The 17,938-nt window shown below is 64.7% G+C and carries 19 protein-coding genes; 9 read left to right on the forward strand and 10 right to left on the reverse strand.

Features of this window, described 5'->3' with window-relative positions; all coding sequences use genetic code 11:
* Positions 1 to 134 precede the first annotated feature (134 nt).
* Genes FGL95_RS27020 through FGL95_RS27030 form a run of 3 tightly spaced genes read right to left on the reverse strand, consistent with a single transcriptional unit; the run spans position 135 to position 2,476 of the window.
* Positions 135 to 1,208: a quinone-dependent dihydroorotate dehydrogenase gene (locus FGL95_RS27020; protein ID WP_169593221.1), complete on the reverse strand. Its 1,074-nt coding sequence runs from the start codon at positions 1,206 to 1,208 to the stop codon at positions 135 to 137.
* Between the two features lie 14 nt (positions 1,209 to 1,222).
* Complete coding sequence (locus tag FGL95_RS27025; RefSeq protein WP_169593223.1) at positions 1,223 to 1,468, reverse strand: DUF5703 family protein; 246 nt, start codon at positions 1,466 to 1,468, stop codon at positions 1,223 to 1,225.
* Positions 1,469 to 2,476 carry an NHL repeat-containing protein gene (locus tag FGL95_RS27030; protein WP_420838095.1) on the reverse strand — a complete coding sequence of 336 codons (1,008 nt, stop codon included), beginning with the start codon at positions 2,474 to 2,476 and terminating at the stop codon, positions 1,469 to 1,471.
* A gap of 141 nt (positions 2,477 to 2,617) precedes the next feature.
* On the opposite strand from FGL95_RS27030, the gene FGL95_RS27035 reads away from it, so the two are divergent.
* Genes FGL95_RS27035 through FGL95_RS27045 form a run of 3 tightly spaced genes read left to right on the forward strand, consistent with a single transcriptional unit; the run spans position 2,618 to position 5,618 of the window.
* Positions 2,618 to 2,974 (forward strand): hypothetical protein, encoded by a 357-nt coding sequence (locus tag FGL95_RS27035; RefSeq protein ID WP_169593224.1) that lies wholly within the window; start codon positions 2,618 to 2,620, stop codon positions 2,972 to 2,974.
* A gap of 26 nt (positions 2,975 to 3,000) precedes the next feature.
* On the forward strand, positions 3,001 to 3,483 hold the full coding sequence (locus FGL95_RS27040; RefSeq protein WP_169593226.1) for a WKL family lipoprotein: 483 nt from the start codon (positions 3,001 to 3,003) through the stop codon (positions 3,481 to 3,483).
* Positions 3,484 to 3,491: 8 nt separating this feature from the next.
* A complete protein-coding gene (locus tag FGL95_RS27045) occupies positions 3,492 to 5,618 on the forward strand; it encodes an MMPL family transporter (protein WP_169593228.1) in 2,127 nt (708 codons plus the stop codon).
* A gap of 1 nt (position 5,619) precedes the next feature.
* Here FGL95_RS27045 and FGL95_RS27050 read toward each other — a convergent pair whose 3' ends face one another.
* From FGL95_RS27050 to FGL95_RS27065, 4 genes are read right to left on the reverse strand one after another with little or no spacing between them, the layout of a single operon-like run.
* Entirely contained in the window at positions 5,620 to 6,396 is a 777-nt protein-coding gene (locus FGL95_RS27050) for a heme ABC transporter ATP-binding protein (protein WP_169593230.1), read from the reverse strand.
* Positions 6,393 to 7,445 (reverse strand): iron chelate uptake ABC transporter family permease subunit, encoded by a 1,053-nt coding sequence (locus FGL95_RS27055; protein ID WP_169593232.1) that lies wholly within the window; start codon positions 7,443 to 7,445, stop codon positions 6,393 to 6,395. The genes FGL95_RS27050 and FGL95_RS27055 overlap by 4 nt, the downstream gene beginning before the upstream one ends.
* The gene (locus FGL95_RS27060; protein WP_169593234.1) at positions 7,442 to 8,464 is read right to left on the reverse strand and encodes a heme/hemin ABC transporter substrate-binding protein; all 1,023 of its coding nucleotides are present in this window, start codon (positions 8,462 to 8,464) and stop codon (positions 7,442 to 7,444) included. Before FGL95_RS27060 ends, FGL95_RS27055 begins: the two co-directional genes overlap by 4 nt.
* 17 nt (positions 8,465 to 8,481) lie before the next feature.
* The gene (locus tag FGL95_RS27065; protein WP_169593501.1) at positions 8,482 to 9,417 is read right to left on the reverse strand and encodes an aldo/keto reductase; all 936 of its coding nucleotides are present in this window, start codon (positions 9,415 to 9,417) and stop codon (positions 8,482 to 8,484) included.
* 128 nt (positions 9,418 to 9,545) lie between these two features.
* Here FGL95_RS27065 and FGL95_RS27070 point away from each other — a divergent pair, with 128 nt between their 5' ends.
* From FGL95_RS27070 to FGL95_RS27095, 6 genes are all read left to right on the forward strand, one after another.
* Positions 9,546 to 10,376 (forward strand): undecaprenyl-diphosphate phosphatase, encoded by an 831-nt coding sequence (locus FGL95_RS27070; protein ID WP_169593503.1) that lies wholly within the window; start codon positions 9,546 to 9,548, stop codon positions 10,374 to 10,376.
* Positions 10,377 to 10,396: 20 nt separating this feature from the next.
* Complete coding sequence (locus FGL95_RS27075) at positions 10,397 to 11,125, forward strand: histidine phosphatase family protein (RefSeq protein WP_169593236.1); 729 nt, start codon at positions 10,397 to 10,399, stop codon at positions 11,123 to 11,125.
* A 26-nt stretch (positions 11,126 to 11,151) separates the two neighbouring features.
* Positions 11,152 to 11,745, forward strand: a complete 594-nt coding sequence (locus FGL95_RS27080; RefSeq protein WP_169593238.1) for a DUF3090 domain-containing protein — start codon at positions 11,152 to 11,154, stop codon at positions 11,743 to 11,745.
* The gene (locus tag FGL95_RS27085; RefSeq protein ID WP_240963343.1) at positions 11,735 to 12,529 is read left to right on the forward strand and encodes an SCO1664 family protein; all 795 of its coding nucleotides are present in this window, start codon (positions 11,735 to 11,737) and stop codon (positions 12,527 to 12,529) included. Before FGL95_RS27080 ends, FGL95_RS27085 begins: the two co-directional genes overlap by 11 nt.
* Positions 12,530 to 12,570: 41 nt before the next feature.
* Positions 12,571 to 13,812: a cysteine--1-D-myo-inosityl 2-amino-2-deoxy-alpha-D-glucopyranoside ligase gene (mshC, locus tag FGL95_RS27090; RefSeq protein WP_169593241.1), complete on the forward strand. Its 1,242-nt coding sequence runs from the start codon at positions 12,571 to 12,573 to the stop codon at positions 13,810 to 13,812.
* A gap of 156 nt (positions 13,813 to 13,968) precedes the next feature.
* Complete coding sequence (locus FGL95_RS27095; protein WP_169593242.1) at positions 13,969 to 14,733, forward strand: AfsR/SARP family transcriptional regulator; 765 nt, start codon at positions 13,969 to 13,971, stop codon at positions 14,731 to 14,733.
* 50 nt (positions 14,734 to 14,783) lie between these two features.
* Here FGL95_RS27095 and nirD read toward each other — a convergent pair whose 3' ends face one another.
* Genes nirD through FGL95_RS27110 form a run of 3 tightly spaced genes read right to left on the reverse strand, consistent with a single transcriptional unit; the run spans position 14,784 to position 17,904 of the window.
* Positions 14,784 to 15,092: a nitrite reductase small subunit NirD gene (gene nirD, locus FGL95_RS27100; RefSeq protein WP_169593244.1), complete on the reverse strand. Its 309-nt coding sequence runs from the start codon at positions 15,090 to 15,092 to the stop codon at positions 14,784 to 14,786.
* Entirely contained in the window at positions 15,089 to 17,557 is a 2,469-nt protein-coding gene (gene nirB, locus FGL95_RS27105; protein WP_169593246.1) for a nitrite reductase large subunit NirB, read from the reverse strand. Before nirB ends, nirD begins: the two co-directional genes overlap by 4 nt.
* Positions 17,557 to 17,904, reverse strand: coding sequence for a molybdopterin oxidoreductase (locus FGL95_RS27110; RefSeq protein WP_169593248.1), 348 nt, complete (start codon positions 17,902 to 17,904; stop codon positions 17,557 to 17,559). Before FGL95_RS27110 ends, nirB begins: the two co-directional genes overlap by 1 nt.
* Between the last annotated feature and the right edge of the window lie 34 nt (positions 17,905 to 17,938).

Raw genomic sequence — 17,938 nt, forward strand, 5'->3', positions numbered from 1 at the left:
CCGCCGGGCGTCGATAGGCAAGCGGCAGTGCGCGTCGACATATGACGCCGATCACGTTCTACCGGCGATCGCAAGCTATCACACCCGCAGATTTCCGCTATGTCCGTTTCTGGCCTTACCGGAAAGTAAGTTTTCTATTGCGATCGCGCGTGTGCGCCGACCGCTTCGCCGACCGAGTTGTAGCCCGCTTCACGTACCTTTTTTGCCAGGCCACGGTGGATGCGACGCATCCAGAATGGACCGCCGTAAATGAAGCCCGTGTAGCCCTGCAAGAGGTCTGCACCTGCGAGGATGCGTTCCCAAGCCTGGTCGACAGTGTCGATTCCACCGACCGAGATCAGTGCGATCTTGCCTCCGACGCGGTCGTAGAGCCGACGCAGGACCTCGAGCGACCGAGCGGCGACGGGAGCACCGGACACACCACCGGGACCGATTTCTTCGATGAGGTCCATGCCGGTCTGCAGACCGTCGCGTCGAATGGTCGTATTGGTCGCCACGATGCCCGCCAAACCGAGTTCGACCGCGAGGTCGGCGATCGCATCGACATCCTCATCGGACAGGTCCGGGGCGATCTTCACCAGCACCGGTACCTGCACGGTATCCAGGACCGCTTGCAGGAGTGGCCGCAGCGAATCCACTGCCTGTAGATCCCGCAGGCCGGGCGTATTGGGCGAACTCACGTTCACGACGACGAAATCGGCCAACGGACCGAGCAGTTTCGCGCTCTCCCGGTAGTCGGCGGGCGCATCCTCAGCGGCGACGACCTTCGTCTTGCCGATATTCGCCCCGATCGGAATCCCGATCCGGCGCTGCCGCAGGTGATTGGCCGCATTGCCGGCGCCGTGGTTGTTGAACCCCATTCGGTTGATCAGGGCGTGGTCGGCGGGAAGCCGAAAGAGTCGTGGTGACGGATTGCCCGGCTGGGGCTGCGCGGTGACCGTTCCGATCTCGGCGTAGCCGAAACCCAAGGGTCCCCAGGCGTCTACTCCGGAAGCGTCCTTGTCGAACCCGGCGGCGAGACCGAGCGGCGCGGGGAAATCCACGCCGAACACGCGATTGTGCAACGCAGGGTCGTCGACGACGAAGATCTTCGTCAGCAGCGCGCGGAGGGGACGAATCCGAGTCGCCAGCCGCATCGTGGCGAAGGCGAGGTGATGGATGCGCTCGGGTGGGACGAAGAACATCAGACGCAGCAAAAGGCCGTACACGCGGTCAATTCACCTCATATCCCTGGATCGGGGGTTGGTAGTGGGGGTTTGCGGCGTTTGAGCAGGATTCGTCGGCTGCCGTCGCGGTAGAGCCGGACTCGGGAAAGCTCCCACCCGCCGAACTCCGCTTGGATCGCCAGGCGCATGGTCGCGCTTACGCGCGTGACGTCCGGTGGGAGCTTGAGCGGGAAGTACTCGTAATCGTCGCGCTCCGCGATCGCGACCTGCCAGCTGGGCGGAAGGCTGCTTGCACTGGGCACTCATCCACCTCCGATCCTCTGCAATCCGTCCCCGGTTGCCGATCCGACGAACAACGTGCCGGTGGACTGGTCTACGGCCACCGAGTTCGGCTGCCGCACTGTCGGATACCGCTTCACCTCGACCGGTATGCCCGTCGACAGCTCGTATCCGACGACTTCGTTGGAGCCCGTCAACGTCACCCAGGCGATTTCTGCGCGGTCGTCGTAAGTGACAGCGTAGGGCGACGAGCCTACCGGGTAACGCTGCCGGAGGACGAGTGGAGCGGAAGTGAATACGAGCAGCTCACCGCCCGTGGTGTCGGTGACGAGGATGCGCCCGAAGTGATCGGTCGCGAGGTTGGTTGCGCCGTCGCCGGCGCGCAATGCCAGTCCGGTCTGGCGGTCGTCGAGGTCCAGGTCGGTCAGCGATGTTTGGCGACGGTCCAAGGCGCTCAGCGAATCGCCGGTCACGGCCAGCGCATCGACCGAGACCAATCCCGTAATCGATTGCGTGGAGCCGGTATTGGGGTCGAGGATCGACGTCTTGCCATCGGCGAAGCCGACCGCGAGACGATCGTCGCCCAACCGCGCGACCGTCTGCGGCTTGCCATCGACCGCGACCGTGGTGGTGGCGCCCGTCTTCGCATTTACCCGGATCACGGCGTTGTCGACAGTCACGAGCACCTCGCCGGGTTTTCCCGCGGCGATGTTCAAGGCGCCTGCCACATCGACTGCCCGCGGTGGCCCGGTGGAATCCACCAGCAGAACGGTGCCGTCCCCCGTGAGAACTGCGAGGACGCCTGTCGATGTGTCGTTCACCATAGCGGCGACCGACACTCCGAGCTGCTGTACCGACCCTGCCGGTGGTGTGCTCGTCGCTGGAGACTGCGCGGCGACGGCCGCAGGAATCGTCGGCAGATCGTCGCTCTTGGACTCCGACGAACAGCCCGCCACCAGCAGCGATGCCGAAACTGCGAGCACGGCGACCGTGCGCGACACCCGCATCTTCGACTTCGCCCTCCTCGACATTTTGATGGCTCTATCTGACCATGCCCGTCAGCCGCCGCAGAGCAGGGGTGATGCGAAAACCTGCACGCGATCGTTTCGATCGGGGTTACGGTGGTCGGCGATCGAAGTTTCGAAATTGCGCCAGACGGTCGAGGAGATCCTTTGGATATCGATGCAGCGCCCAGTTTCACCGTCGAGGACATTTCGGTCGGTCCATTCGCGCACGGATTCGGCCGTAGCGCCGATGGCAGGCCGTATGCCTTCCGGGTACTCCGTCGCACGCTGCACGTCGAGGTATACCGCGACGATCTCGACCACACGGTGCCGGACCAGGAAGACATCGTCGCTCTCGCCGAAGCATCGGTCACCGATATCGACCTCGACGACGAGCGCAGTATCACCGCGATGGTGCGTGATCTTGTTGCAGCGGCCGAGCCTGTCGAACGCGAGGTTGTCAGCGAATCGACCACGGTACGGGCCTTCTTGAGCCGCATCAGTTCGGTTATCGACGCGATCTAGGCCACTATGGTCGGGTGCAGCATGTGATGAGGGTGACCGCGATCGCATTGGCGTTCGTGTTCGCGATAGCAGGGTGTGGCTCGAAATCCAGCGACGAACAGTCGACTCGAACGCCCCGGTCCTCGCCGAAAATTGCCGTCAAGTACGGCCCGGTCCCCACCGCAGCGGATTTGGACGCGCTCATCATCGGCGTCCTGAGCAGAAATGTGGACGACGACGAACGGCTGTCGCTGATCGAAGACGGCGAAGCATTCCGGGCGAACATTCCCGACCTGTTCAAGGCAGTGTCGGAGAATCCGAAAGGCAAATTCAAGGTCGTCGATCCCGTCCTCGACAACCACGACGGCACCATCACAGCGACCTTCCGGCTCGATAAAGACGGCAGCGGCACCAACATTCAGACCGCGCTCGTGCACTTCATTTGGTTGGACAACAGGTGGAAGATCGCGCGAAATGATATGTGCGCGTTGATGCAGCGTGCGAATTATCATTCCCAGGCTTGCGGATAGCTCACGAAGTGGACAACAACCTTTTCTTGGCGTGGGGCAGGTTCGTCTATCGCGCCCGCGTCAAGGTCATCGTCCTCGCCGTGGCGTTCGTCGGCGTTTCGGGCATTTACGGCCTCGACCTGGCCCATCAGCTGAGTCAGGGCGGCTGGTTCGACGACACCAGCGAGTCGGTCGAGGGGTCGAAGCTGGCGGACAACACGTTCGGCCGTGATCGCAACGGTGACGTGATCGCGCTCTACACCCCGCTCGACGGCAAGCGCGTCGACGATCCTGAACTGGCTGCGCGTGCGAAGGCGCACCTGGCCAATTTGCTGGAGGTCGAAAAGGACCGGATCGTCAAGATCGACAGCTACTGGGACGGTGCGCTGCCGTCGGATGAAACGGGACGCCATGCGTTCGCGAGCATCGGCTTGCGCGGCGAGGACGCGGAGACGCTCGACGAATACAACGCGATCAAAGACGAGCTCGAGATCGATGGCATGCAACTACAACTCGCCGGCGTGCAACCGGTGGTCGATGCACTGAACGAAGGCATGCAGCGTGACATCAGGCGCGCGGAAGTCATCGCATTACCCCTGGTAGCGGTCCTGCTCTACTTCGTTTTCGGTGGCGTCGTCGCCGCGTCGCTGCCCGTGATCATCGGCGGCATGACGATCCTTGCGTCGCAAGGCATCATGCGAATCATCACCAATTTCATCGACGTCAACGCATTCGCGAGTGCGGTCGTCACGCTCGTCAGTTTGGGCTTGGCGATCGACTACGGCCTGTTCATCGTCACGCGGTTCCGCGAGGAACTCGCACAAGGACGCAGCGTCGAGGACGCGGTCAGTCGATCTGTCGCGACCGCAGGCCGGACCATCGTGTTCTCCGCTTCGATCATCGTCGTCTGCCTCGCAGGTTTGTTGATCTATCCCCACGGCGTGCTGCGGTCGGTGCCTTACGGCGCAATCAGCTCGGTCATCATCGCCGCCGGACTGTCGATCTCCGTCCTGCCCGCAATCTTGGGAATTCTGGGTAAGCGGATCGACTTTCTCGGCTGGGAGCGGTTCTCGCAGAACAAGTCGACCGAGCAGATCGACGCGGGGTTTTGGTCGCGGCTCGCGACGTGGGCGATGCGGCGGCCGAAGCTGGTGATCCTGCCGATCGTCGCCGGCCTGGTCGCACTGATCATTCCCTTCACGGGGATGCAGTTCGCCGGACTGTCCGAGCGCTATCTCTCGCCGGACGATTCCGCGCGTGTTGCGCAGCAGGACTTCGACAAGATCTTTCCGAACTATCGGACCGAACCGATCCGGCTGGTGATCGTCGGCGCCGATGCCGCCCAGCTCAACGCGATCTACGACGAGGCCAACCAGGTGCCGGGCCTCACGGGCCGCTTCGATCCTGACGAGCCGGAATCGAAGGGCATCAACGTCCTGAAAGCGGGCCTGCTCGACAAGACGAAGGCGGACGTCGTCGTCGATCAGCTACGAGCGATCGAAGTCCCGCCCAACGTGAAAATGTACGTCGCGGGGATACCGGCGCTCGAATACGACAGCATCCACGGCCTGATCAAGCGATTGCCGCTGTTACTGGTCATTCTGTTGCTCGCGTCGTTCCTGCTCATGTTTGCCGCGTTCGGTTCGGTGGTGCTGGCCGTGAAGGCGATCGTGATCAGCGCGTTGAGCCTCGGGTCCACGCTCGGCCTCTTGACCTGGGTTTTCGTCGACGGTCACGGCGCAGAGTTACTGGGGTTCACGCCTGGACCGATCATGTTCGCCGTTCTCATCGTCATCGTCACCGTGATTTTCGGGCTGTCGACCGACTACGAAGTGTTCCTGATGTCCCGGATGGTCGAAGCCCGCGAGAACGGGGCCTCGACACCGGAGGCGATTCGCTACGGCATCGCCCACACCGGCGGCGTCATCACGGCAGCCGCGTCGATCCTCATCGTCGTGACCGGGGCGTTCGCTATGTCGGACCTAGTCCTGATGAAGTGTTTGGCCTACGGCATGATCGCGGCGCTGGTCCTCGACGCCACCCTGATCAGGATGCTGTTGGTGCCCGCCGTGATGAAGGTCCTGGGGGACTGGTGTTGGTGGGCGCCGAGGCGGCTTGCGGTGTTGCACAAGAAGATTGCGCTGACGACCGACTAACTCACGAGCGGTCGGGGAGCACCAACTGCGCGCCGGAGGTGGGGTGGGCCAACACCTCGACGGGGTGGCCGTAGACCCTGGTCAACAACTCGGCAGTGAGCACCTTGCGAGGCGGCCCGTCGGCGACTTTGCGACCGTCTTCGAGGATTGCGACGCGGTCCGCGTACGCCGCGGCAAGGCCGAGGTCGTGCAACACCACGACGACAGCGTCGCCGGCCACGGCACGTTCGCGCGCCACCCGCATGACCGTCTCCTGATGGGCGAGGTCGAGCGCTGCGGTGGGTTCGTCGAGCAGCAGCGTCGGTGTCGCCTGAGCCAGCACACGGGCCAATGCGACCCGCGCTCGTTCGCCGCCCGAGAGCGACAGAAACGGTCGGTCGGCGAAGCCGGTCACGTCGGAGACCGCCATCGCATCGGAGACACGAGCCTCGTCCTCGGACCGACGTGGCGTGCGCAACCAGGGTGAGCGGCCCATCTGAACGATCTGGCGCGTCGTGAACGAGAAACCGACGGTGTGGCTCTGCGGCAGCACAGCGCGGCGTTGCGCCATCTCGACCGTCGACCAGCCACCCAGGCGCTTGCCATCGAGTTCGACGACGCCACCAGCCAGGGACTGTTCACCCGACAGCGCGGCCAGCAGGGTCGATTTGCCAGCACCGTTCGGACCGACCAACGCGACGACCTCGCCCGCCATAACGTCGAAGTCGATGTCTGCCAACACCGTTCGACCCCGACGCACGACTGTCACGCCCGCCGCCCGCATCGTCACGTTGCTCATGCCCAACCACCTTGCTGGGCGCGGGTCCGGCGCAACAGGATGAAGAACGCCGGACCGCCGATGAGCGAGGTCAGCATTCCGAGTGGGAGGTCGGCGTTGTCGACGAGGGTCCGGGCGCCGACGTCCGCGGCGAGCAGGACGATCGCCCCGCCGAGCGTGCTCGCCGGGATCAATATGCGATGCGCGGGCCCGACGATCATGCGCATCAGGTGTGGCACCACCAAACCGACGAACAGAATGATGCCGGTGAATGCCACGCCCGATGCTGCCAGGACGGCGACGATGACGATAGCTATGCGACGCAGCCGTTCGACATCGACGCCGAGGTTGCGGGCAGCGCTTTCGCCCAAGGCCAGGAGGTCGATTTGGCGTGCGATGGCGACCGAGGCCAACACCCCGACGACCGCCATCGGCGTCACGATGGCGACCGCGTTCCACGTTGCCCGATTCAAGCTGCCCAATTGCCAGAAAACGACCTGGTCGCGCGCGGCCGGGGATGCGATGAACGTCAGGTAAGCGATGAGTCCGCCGGCGAACGCGTTGATGGCGATGCCGGTCAGGACGAGTGTGACCACCTCGGTCCGGCCGTCGGACCTTGCCAGCAGATAGACCAACATCGTCGTGATCAGGCCAGCGACAAACGCGGCTGCGGCGACGGACCAGGATGCCACGAGCGTGGTACCACCGAGCACGATCACCGTGCTAGCACCTACGGCTGCCCCGGCGGACACGCCGATCACGCCGGGTTCCGCCAAGGGGTTGGCGAACACACCCTGCAGCACAGCGCCCGCACAGCCCAACGACGCGCCGACGACCATCGCGAGGACAACTCGGGGAAAACGGACCTCCCACAGCGTGACCTCGCCTGCCGGGTGCGCAGGCAGCGGTCCGATGTCGAGCCCGATGCGATGGAAGATGCTGCCCAGCACTTCCGCTGGAGTAGTCGCGACCTGGCCTAAGCACGCCGACACGACCGCCAGGATCACCAGCACGACGAGCAGCCCGACGAGGACCGCCGTCACCTTGGTGATCCTGCTCGACGATTTCACTGGTGATAAATCGCCTTCGCGAGCGCAGCGACGACATGACCGGTGTTGGGTCCGAAACTGAGCAGCACGCTATCGGCCATGTCGATCACTCGCTTGTTCTTGCCAGCCGGCGTTTGGGCGACACCCGGAATCTTCGCCAGCCCGTCTTCGCCACCGATGGATTCGAGGCCGTCGGTCATCATCAGAAATGCGTCGGGCGCGGCAGCGATCAGCGCCTCGCTCGTGATCGGGACGAATTGCTGGGTGAGGCCGGACGCGGTGCCCGCGTCTTCTGCGCCGACCGCCTTGATCAGCGAATCCGCGCCTGACCCCGGACCGGCGATCATCGTGATCGCAGGACCGCGCAGGTAAAGGAACGCGATCTTCAGCGGGGTCTCATGGGCGGGAACATCTTTGGCTGCGGCGTCGATCTCGCTCTGCGTCCGCTCACGTAGCGCCTTGCCCTGCTCAGGTACGCCGAGCGCTGCGGCGACGGCGTCGATCTGCGGACCGACTCCCTCCATCGTGCGCGTCGGGTCGAAGAACACGACGGGGATGCCTGCGTCGCGTAGTTGCTTCTGCACCGCGTCGGGCCCGATGGTCGAATCGGTGAGAAACACCGTCGGGCGGAGGTCCAGAATGGCCTCGGTCGAGAGGGTGTTACCGGCAGGGGTGACGTTCGGGACCTTGTCGATCGCAGGGAACGCCGCCGCGGTGTTTCGGCCGACGAGGCGGTCGCCGAGCCCGAGTGCGTATACGGTCTGTGCCAGCGTTCCGTAGCGATCGGCGGCGACGATACGGCTCGTGTCCGTAATGGTCACGTCGGTGCCGTCCTGGCTGCGGACCGTGGCAGGCAGCGTCGACGTGGCCTTCGCGACGATCGGTTGCGGGTCCAGCGTCGGCAGCGTTGCGGTGGTGCGGCCGGTCAGATCCTCTGCGGTGTAGTCCTCATGCGTGGTCACCGTCGTCGACGAGTAGCACGACGTCAGCGACAGCATGCAGATTGCACCGACTATGGACACCACCGCGCGCAGGCTCATAAGGACAACCTAATCGGCTATTCACTGACGTCGTCGAGCGCCGCCGAAATCGCTCTCGGCAGCGCCAATTCCTCGGCTGCCAACACCCCGGTGAGCTGTGCGTTGTCCCGCGCGCCGACGACGACGCTCGTGACGCCTGGTCGGTCCCGTGCCCACGCGAGCGCGACCGCGAGCGGCGAGGTACCGAGACCGTCGGCTGCGGTCACCACGGCTTCGACGACTCGGTTTGTGCGGTCGGTCAGGTGTTCGCGGACGTCCTCGCCGCGTATCTCGTCGGCGCCGCGCGAGTCCGCGGGAATGCCGGTCCGATATTTCCCGGTGAGGATGCCGCCAGCGAGCGGTGTCTGCGCGAAGAGGCCGGTGCCATGGTGGTCGGCGCAGGGGAGCAGTTCGTATTCGCCGGCGCGGTCGAGCAGCGAGTAATCGGCCTGGACCGACACGAGTAGGCGTGGCCCGACTGCAGCTGCCAGCGTGGCCAATTGCCACGCCTGGAGGCTGCGGACGCCGACGTAGCGAGTCTTGCCGGACGCGACTGCTTGCTGCAGTGTTGCTGCGACCTCCTCGACCGGCGTCTGCGGATCCCACGCCGCTACATTCCAGATGTCGAGATGGTCGGTGTCGAGTTCGCGCAGCGTGTGTTCGAGCTGGAGCAGGAGGGTCCGGCGCGAACAATCGAGCCGATCCAGTCCCTCCGCGGTCGGTGTCAAACCTGCTGTGCCGGAAAGGACGAGCAATTCACGCGGGACCACGTCGCCGAGCAACTCGGAGAGGATGCGCTGCGCAGCGCCTGCGCTGTACGCGGGGGAGGTGTCGACCAGGGTGCCCCCGGCCTCGGCGAATGCGGACAGTTGAGCAGCGGCCTCGTCGCCGGATGTCTCTCGGCCCCACGTGAGTGTCCCGAGCCCGATTCGCGAGACTCGCAGGCCGCTGCGGCCTACCGTGCGCTGCGTTATCACCGCGCAAGCGTAGTTAATGATTCCTCAGGAATCCCCGGTAGGGTCTCCCGCGTGAAACATGTAGTTAGCTGGGCTAATTGGGATCTCGCCGACAATTCGGGCACTGGAGTACGCCGGTGACCGACATGACCTGGCTACAGGCCATCATTCTGGGCATCGTGCAGGGCTTGACCGAGTTCCTGCCGATCTCGTCGTCGGGGCACCTGCGGATCGTGTCGGGGATCTTCTTCGGTGACGACGCGGGCGCGTCGTTCACCGCGGTCACCCAGTTGGGCACCGAGGCAGCGGTCCTCATCTACTTCGCTCGCGACATCTTCAGAATCATCGTTGCGTGGTTCCGCGGTCTGTTCGACGCCGCGCAGCGCGATCTCGACTACCGCATGGGTTGGTACGTCATCATCGCGACGATTCCGATCGGCGTGCTGGGCTTCCTCTTCAAGGACCAGATCCGGACCGGCGCCCGCAACTTGTGGCTGATCGCGACGATGCTGATCGTGTTCGCCGTCGTCATCGCCGCAGCCGAGCGCTTCAGCCGCAAGGAACGCCCGATCGAACAGTTGACGACGCGCGACGGTCTCGCGATGGGTTTCGCACAATGCCTCGCCCTGATCCCCGGTGTTTCGCGGTCCGGTGCAACGTCGAGCGCCGGACTATTCGCTGGTCTGACGCGTGCAGCGGCCGTTCGGTTCTCGTTCCTGCTGGCCATTCCGGCAGTCACTGCATCCGGACTGTTCAGCCTCCCGGACGCCTTCACGCCATCGGGCGAGGGACTGAGTGCGAGTGGTCCGCAGTTGCTGGTCGCGACGATCGTCGCGTTCATCCTCGGCTACGCCTCGATTGCCTGGTTGCTGAAGTTCGTCGTCGACCATTCGCTCTACTGGTTCGTCGGCTACCGGATCGTGCTGGGCGTGACGGTCATGGGGCTGCTGGCGACCGGCGTCGTATCTGCGACGTAGCCAGTCGCTAGGCTTTCGCTATGACGGTGATCTTGCTCCGGCACGGCGTGTCCACGTCGAATCTGGCGCATACCCTCGCCGGACGTTCGCCTGGCGTCGAACTCACTGACCGCGGTCGGGAGCAGGCGCAGGCGCTTGCCGAGCGGCTCGGCGGCCTACCGATCGAGGAGATCGTCCGGTCGCCGTTGCTGCGCTGCGAACAGACGGTCGAGCCGTTGGCCGAGAAACTGGGTCGCGCCTCGGTCGTCGAGGACGATCTCGCCGAGGTCGACTACGGCGAATGGACCGGGCGCAAACTCGCCGAACTGTTGAAGGAGCCGCTGTGGAAGGTCGTGCAGCGACACGCTTCCGGTGCGGTCTTCCCAGGCGGCGAGGGGTTGGCGCAGGTCCAGACGCGAGCCGTGGCGGCGATCCGCAGGCACGAGGCGCGGCTGGCTGCACAACACGAGCGCGACGTGCTCTGGGTCGCGTGCACGCACGGTGACGTGATCAAATCCGTGTTGGCGGACGCATTCGGCATCCACCTCGACGGTTTCCAGCGGATCGTCGCTGAGCCCGCGTCGATCAGCGTCGTTCGCTACACGGCGACGTCGCCGTATGTCTGGCGGGTGAACGACACCGGCACGGACCTCTCCGCCCTTGCAGCCAAACCCGCGGCTGCCGCGACGACGACATCTGTTCCGGGAGGTGAGGTCGGTAGCGTCGATGCGGATAATGGAACCGAAGAACGAAGCGATGCACGGCAGTAGCTACAGCGATCGGGACAGGAGGTGCAATGGCTCGCGCAATCCACGTATTTCGCACACCTGATCGCTTCATCGCCGGAACCGTTGGTGAACCAGGAGATCGAACCTTCTACCTGCAAGCGGTGCACGACGCCCGCATCATCAGCGTCTCGCTGGAGAAGCAGCAGGTTCAGGTGCTTGCCGACCGGATGGGCATGTTGCTCGACGAGGTCGCCCGCAGGTTCGGCACCGAGGTGCCGCCGCAGGAGACCGAGGTCGGCGACACCAGTCCGTTGGTGATGCCCGTCGACGCCGAGTTTCGGGTCGGGACGATGGGACTCGGCTGGGATGCCGAAGCCCAAGCCGTCGTGGTCGAGTTGCTCGCGGTCACCGAGGCCGAGTTCGACGAATCGGTGGTGCTCGACGACGCCGACGAAGGTCCGGACGCGGTGCGCGTGTTCCTGACTCCGGTGCAGGCTCGGCAGTTCGCTGCGCGGTCCGAGGCGGTCATAGCGGCGGGCCGTCCACCGTGCCCGTTGTGTGGCCAACCACTCTCGCCCGAAGGCCATATGTGCGTGCGCACCAATGGCTATCGGCGAGGCGAAATCTTCAACGGCGGTACCGAGTTCGGCGATGACGTCTGACGCGCTGCGCTCCGGAGAACTCACGCTCGTCGGCCGGATCGTCTCCGCGAGCAACGTCACCGTGGTCTGCGAAGCCGAGCTCGACGGCGAGACCGTGCGTTGCGTCTACAAACCGGTCCGCGGTGAGCGACCACTCTGGGATTTTCCCGACGGCACCCTTGCCGGCCGCGAGGTCGCGTCGTACCTGATCTCCGAGGCGCTCGGCTGGGGCGTCATTCCGACGACCGTCCTCCGCGACGGACCGTTCGGCCCCGGCATGGTGCAGCGGTGGATCGACACGGTCGACAACCACACCGAAGAAGGAAACAAACTCGACCTGATCGACCTGTGCCCGCCCGGCGCGGTCCCAAGCGGGTTCCGGCAGGTGTTGCGGGCGTTCGACGGTAGCGGTGAAGAGGTCGCGCTGATCCACGCCGACGATCCGCGGTTGCAACGGATGGCGGTCCTCGATGTGCTGCTCAACAACGCCGACCGCAAAGGTGGCCATGCGCTCGAGGGCCTCGACGGTCAGGTGTACGGCGTCGACCACGGCATCTGCCTGCACAAGGACCACAAGTTGCGGACCGTGTTGTGGGGCTGGGCAGGCGAACCGATCAACGACGCGCTGATGACCGATATCGCCGCGTTCGCCGAGAGGTTGCCGAGCGGTGTTGCCGACAGCCTCGCCGAGCACGTCACCGACTGCGAAATCGACGCACTGATAACGCGTGCACAGGCATTGGTCGAGACGCCGGTTATGCCACATCCGCGCTCGCAACGCCCGATTCCCTGGCCGGCCTTCTAGCCCTTGCGAGGTCGTTCACCAACGGCAACTAGGCTATTTGCATGCAGTCTTGGTCCGACACCGTCGTCCCCACAGTGCCTGGCAGCGGACCTCCGTTGCGGCTCTACGACACCGCGGACCGCCAAGTCCGCCCGGTCACGCCGGGCAAGACGGCGACGATGTACGTCTGCGGAATCACGCCCTACGACGCGACGCATCTCGGCCATGCGGCGACGTATTTGACGTTCGACCTGGTCAACCGCCTGTGGCTCGACGCCGGTCACGACGTGCACTACGTGCAGAACGTCACCGACGTCGACGATCCGCTGTTCGAACGAGCCGAACGCGACGGCGAGGACTGGATGGTTCTCGGCATGCGCGAGACCGCATTGTTCCGCGAAGACATGGAAGCGCTGCGGGTGCTGCCGCCGCGGGACTACATCGGCGCCGTCGAGTCGGTCAACGAGGTCGTCGAGTTCGTCGAAAAACTTCTCGCGTCGGGCGCCGCGTACGTGGTCGACGACGCCGAATTTCCCGACGTCTACCACCGAGCAGACGCCACCGAGCAATTCGGTTACGAGTCCGGCTACGACCGCGAAACGATGGACCGCTACTTCGCCGAACGTGGTGGCGACCCCGACCGTCCAGGCAAGCGTGATTCGCTGGATGCGTTGGTGTGGAAGGCCGTTCGGCCCGGCGAGCCGTCCTGGCCGTCGCCGTTCGGTCCGGGTCGGCCGGGCTGGCACATCGAGTGCGCCGCAATCGCTTTGAATCGAATCGGAGCAGGCTTCGACGTGCAGGGCGGCGGCAGCGATCTCATCTTCCCGCACCACGAATTCTCGGCCGCGCACGCCGAAGCGATTGTGCCCGAACGGCGATTCGCCCGGCACTACGTCCACACCGGGATGATCTCGCTCGACGGCGAAAAGATGTCCAAGAGCAAGGGCAACCTGGTCTTCGTGTCGAAGTTGCGCTGTCAGCAGGTCGATCCGCGCGCGATCAGGCTCGGGTTGCTGTCCGGACACTATCGTCAAGACCGCCCATGGACCGCTGAAGTCTTGCAAGAGGCGCAGGAGCGCTTGGCGTTGTGGCGCGATGCGGCGCGGCTGCCGAGCGGTCCGTCGGCGGACGATACGATCGCCCGCCTGCGCCAACACTTGGCCGACGATCTCGACACGCCGAAAGCCCTTGACGCCGTTGACGGTTGGGCGCGGTCCGCGCTGGGCTACGGCGGTTCGGACAAAAGCGCGCCCGCAGCGCTCGCGGATGCGGTCGACGCGTTGCTGGGCGTACGCCCACTGTGAGTGAATTTGGCCCCTCTGGGGGCCAGACTCACGCACGGGCGGCGGAGCCGCAAAGTCGAGTAGTTGGCTACTCGCGATAACGCTTTCGAGTTCGGTGAACATCTATAGACAACGACGCAACCCTGCGCGCACATAGTTCACCGAAGGAGCCGCACCATGACAAAGGCGACGGTTCATCTGTTCAACGGTCCGTATGTGACGATCGGCGATCGTCGCGTGGAGGTCCCTGAGGGAAGTAAGCGGCTGGTCGCGTTCGTCGCGCTCCGTGGCTGCCGGGTCGAACGGCGACATGCGGCCGGCACGTTGTGGCCGTTCGGCGACGACAATCGGGCCGCAGGCAATCTGCGCTCGGCGTTGTGGCGACTGCGGTCCGCCGGGGTCGACACCATCATCGACGCCGACAAATGGTCGCTCGCACTCACCGATGGTGTGGACGTCGACGTCACAGAGGTCGACGGCTGGGCAGACCGTGTCATGTCGAACGCGCCGACCGATGCGGATTTCGACGGGATTGCTGCGCGCGGAATGGCTTTGGACCTGCTACCGGGCTGCTATGACGATTGGGTGATCGGCGAGCGCGAGCGTTTTCGTCAGCGAACTCTGCACGCTCTCGAGTCGTTGTCGCGGCTGTGTGTGGCAGCGGGAAGACATGGCGACGCGGTCGAAGCGGCGTTGACGGCGGTCCATGCCGAACCGTTGCGCGAATCAGCGCAGCGCGTGCTGATCGAGGCTCATTTGGGCGAACACAATCTGGTCGAGGCGCGGCGCACGTTCCACGCATATCGCCGACTTGTCAGCCGTGAGTTGGGAGTTGCGCCATCACCGGAGCTGTACTCGATCGTCCGGCTGCCAGCTGAGCCCGTCGTCTCGCAGTTCCGCCCCGCGATTCGCCACGATCCGCGCCGGCGCGCCCCGGCCTAACCCCGTGCGCGCGTCTCACCCCTCGCGGGGTGAAATTCGCGCACGGTTCTTCAGCCCAGCCGGACCGCGATTTCGCCGTCGGAGATCTGCGCCTCGTAGACGGCGACCGAGCCGATGCCCTCGTCGGTGCACGCGCCGCTGGTGAGCGAGTACGCGTATTGGTGCAGCGGACAGACGACGACATCGCCGTCGATCTGGCCGTCCGCGATCGGCCCGCCCTTGTGTGGGCACACGGCATCGACCGCACGGACCGTGCCGTCACCGAGGAGGAACACGGCGATTTGGCGTTCGCCGACGACATAGGCACGTCCTTCGCCGCGGGTGAGGTCGTCGGTCCGGCCGACCGTGGTCCAGGTCATCGGACTGGAACCTGCGGGAGCGGCAGCAGGGGCAACGACGGCGCGAATTGCGCCGGTGACAGCGGCTTTTCGCGCTGCAACCAGGGATCGCGGTAGCCGTCGACCGAGATCTGCATTCGTTCCTCGAGTCCGGTGGCTACGCCGTCCTCGTCGCGTACGAGCAGACGTTGCAACTCTTCGAGCCCGACGCGGGGGACGAAATCGTAGGTCCGCTCGAGCCATTTCCCGTTTTCGCGGTAGTACTGGATGAACCGGGATGCCAAGGTCAGCACGGCTTCACCCGATTCGACGGTAGCCAGCAGGTCGCCCTTGCGGATGTGGGCGCCCGCCGCGCCGCCTATGTAGATCTCCCATTTGCCGTCGCCGACGGACACAACCCCGAAGTCCTTGCACAGAGCTTCGGAGCAGTTGCGCGGACACCCGGCGACCGCGAGCTTGAGCTTGCCTGGCGTTTCCAGACCCTGGAAGCGTTCCTCCAGGGCAATGCCCAAGGCGGTCGAGTCGCCGAGGCCGAAACGGCAGAAATCGCTGCCCACACAGGTTTTCACGGTCCGGAAAGCCTTGCCGTAGGCGAACCCCGACGGCATGTCCAGATCGCCCCACACCTTCGGCAGGTCTTCCTTCTTGATGCCGAGCAGGTCGATGCGTTGGCCACCAGTGACTTTCACCAAGGGCACGTTGTACTTGTCGGCGACGTCGGCGATGCGGCGCAACTGGTCGGGCGTCGTCACGCCGCCCTTCATCTGCGGCACAACGGAAAACGTGCCGTCGCGCTGGATGTTGGCATGGACCCGGTCGTTGATGAACAACGCGCCGGGCTCGTCGACCCAGTCCGGACCCCAGACCACGCGCAGCAGCGACGCGAGCGGCATCTTGGCGGTCGCGACCTCGCCTGTTTCGGAGAATGCGGCGAAGACCTCGGATACGGACCGAAGGCCTTGCTCCCGCACCGCGGCAATGAGTTCCGGTTTGCTCATGGGAATGGCGGGCACGTACCAGTTCGCGGAAGGGTCCTCTGCGAGGGCGCCGCCCGCAGCGCAGGCGACGATATCGGCGACCAGTCCCTTGCACGATCCGCAGCCTTTGCCTGCGCGAGTCTTGGCGACAACCTGCGCGACCGAGGTGGCTCCAGCGTGCACGCAGGCGACGATGTCGCCTTTGCTCACGCCGTTGCAGTTGCAGACCTGTGCGCTGTCGGCCAATTCGGCGGCACCTGTTGCCGCACTAGGTGTTCCGAGGTCGAACAGCATGCTGATCCGTTCGGCAGGCAGCGCGACCTTGTCGTCGAATGCCTGCGAGAGAAAGCTGATCTTGCTGATGTCGCCGAGGAGGGTCGCGCCGATCAATTTCCCGTCTCGAACGACGACGCTCTTGTAAGTTCCGGTGCTTGGCTCGAAGAACTGGACGAATTCGTCGTCATCGCGTTCCGGTCCTTGCACACCCATCGAAGCGACGTCGACGCCGGCGACCTTGAGCTTCGTCGTCGACCGCGAACCGTGATACGCCGCATCGGGTTTGACGCCGGTCAGCACATCGGCGAGGACCGCTGCCTGCTCCCACAGCGGCGCGACCAGTCCGTAGACCGCGCCGCGGTGCTGACAACACTCGCCGACCGAGTAGATGGATCCTTCGTCTTCGCAACGCATCTGGTCGTCGACGACGATGCCGCGCTCGATGACCAGACCGCCACCTCTGGCGAATTCGACATTCGGACGGATGCCTGCGGTGACCACGACCATGTCGGCGTCGATCGCGGTCCCATCGGCGAAGCCGACTCCGGTGACCTCGTTGCGCTCACCGCGAAGCACTGCGGTGGTGCGTTTGGATGTGTGCACCCCGACGCCGAGTTCCTCGATCTTGTTGCGCAACACCTTGCCGCCGCGTGCATCGAGCTGCTGGTTCATCAGATGGCCGGGGGAGTGGACGACGTTGACCGTGAGCCCCTGGGTCCGGAGGCCGTAGGCGGCTTCGAGGCCGAGCAGTCCGCCGCCGATGACCACGGCCGACACGTCGTCATGTGCCTGCGCCATCTGCAGCATTCCGTTGGTGTCGGCAATCGTCCGGAAGCCGAAAACGCCTCGCGCCAAACGCCCGTCGGCCTCGCGCAGACCGTCCATGTTGGGGAAGAAGGTATTCGAGCCGGTCGCGATGATGAGCACCTCGTACTCGACGACTCGGCCACTCTCGCAGGTCACTTGCTTGGCGAATCGGTCCAGCTTCATTGCCCGGTCGCCGACGTGGAGTTTGACGCCGTTTTCGCGATACCAGGTCATGGGGTTGAGCATGAGGTCTTCGTCGTCTGTCGTCGCTTCACCGGACAGCACATGCGACAACATGATTCGGTTGTAGTTGCCGTACGGTTCGTCGCCGATCATGGTGATCTCGAACTTGTCGTGGTCGCGGGTCAGGATTTCCTCGACGGTCCGGGCACCTGCCATGCCGTTGCCGACGACCAAGAGCCGCATCAGATTTCCACCAGACCGAAGTCGACGACGACCTCGCCGCTCCGGCCTGCGGGTGCTGACACGACAAGCTCGAGGACGGTATCGGGGTCGACGTCCTCGACGACGCGCAACGGAATGTTGACTCCGGCTTTCGCTCCGATCGGGAAGACGCGCATCGATTCGCCGTCGCGTAGCAAGGTGACAACGATCAGCTCGGACGACGAATTGCCGCCGCGGAAGTACAGCGGCTGGGCGATCGAGCCAGCTGGTACTACATATTTCATCGTAGGGTCGATGAGTTCGGGCTTGTCCAGGCCTGCGCCGGAGAAGCTGAAAACGCCCTGCAGGAACCGCGGAGTACTGGCCATGAGACCTAGCGTCCGGTGGTCGGGTGACGCGGAT

Source organism: Antrihabitans stalactiti, from assembly GCF_012932915.1.
Classification (GTDB): Bacteria; Actinomycetota; Actinomycetes; order Mycobacteriales; family Mycobacteriaceae; genus Antrihabitans; species Antrihabitans stalactiti.

Coding starts and splice junctions, on each gene's coding strand:
- FGL95_RS27040 (WP_169593226.1), top strand. CDS start 3,001: ATGAGGGTGACCGCGATCGCATTGGCGTTCGTGTTCGCGATAGCAGGG.
- FGL95_RS27060 (WP_169593234.1), bottom strand. CDS start 8,464: ATGAGCCTGCGCGCGGTGGTGTCCATAGTCGGTGCAATCTGCATGCTG.
- FGL95_RS27085 (WP_240963343.1), top strand. CDS start 11,735: ATGACGTCTGACGCGCTGCGCTCCGGAGAACTCACGCTCGTCGGCCGG.
- FGL95_RS27075 (WP_169593236.1), top strand. CDS start 10,397: ATGACGGTGATCTTGCTCCGGCACGGCGTGTCCACGTCGAATCTGGCG.
- FGL95_RS27030 (WP_420838095.1), bottom strand. CDS start 2,476: ATGTCGAGGAGGGCGAAGTCGAAGATGCGGGTGTCGCGCACGGTCGCC.
- nirB (WP_169593246.1), bottom strand. CDS start 17,557: ATGCGGCTCTTGGTCGTCGGCAACGGCATGGCAGGTGCCCGGACCGTC.
- nirD (WP_169593244.1), bottom strand. CDS start 15,092: ATGACCTGGACCACGGTCGGCCGGACCGACGACCTCACCCGCGGCGAA.
- FGL95_RS27050 (WP_169593230.1), bottom strand. CDS start 6,396: ATGAGCAACGTGACGATGCGGGCGGCGGGCGTGACAGTCGTGCGTCGG.
- FGL95_RS27095 (WP_169593242.1), top strand. CDS start 13,969: ATGACAAAGGCGACGGTTCATCTGTTCAACGGTCCGTATGTGACGATC.
- mshC (WP_169593241.1), top strand. CDS start 12,571: ATGCAGTCTTGGTCCGACACCGTCGTCCCCACAGTGCCTGGCAGCGGA.
- FGL95_RS27080 (WP_169593238.1), top strand. CDS start 11,152: ATGGCTCGCGCAATCCACGTATTTCGCACACCTGATCGCTTCATCGCC.
- FGL95_RS27110 (WP_169593248.1), bottom strand. CDS start 17,904: ATGGCCAGTACTCCGCGGTTCCTGCAGGGCGTTTTCAGCTTCTCCGGC.
- FGL95_RS27070 (WP_169593503.1), top strand. CDS start 9,546: ATGACCTGGCTACAGGCCATCATTCTGGGCATCGTGCAGGGCTTGACC.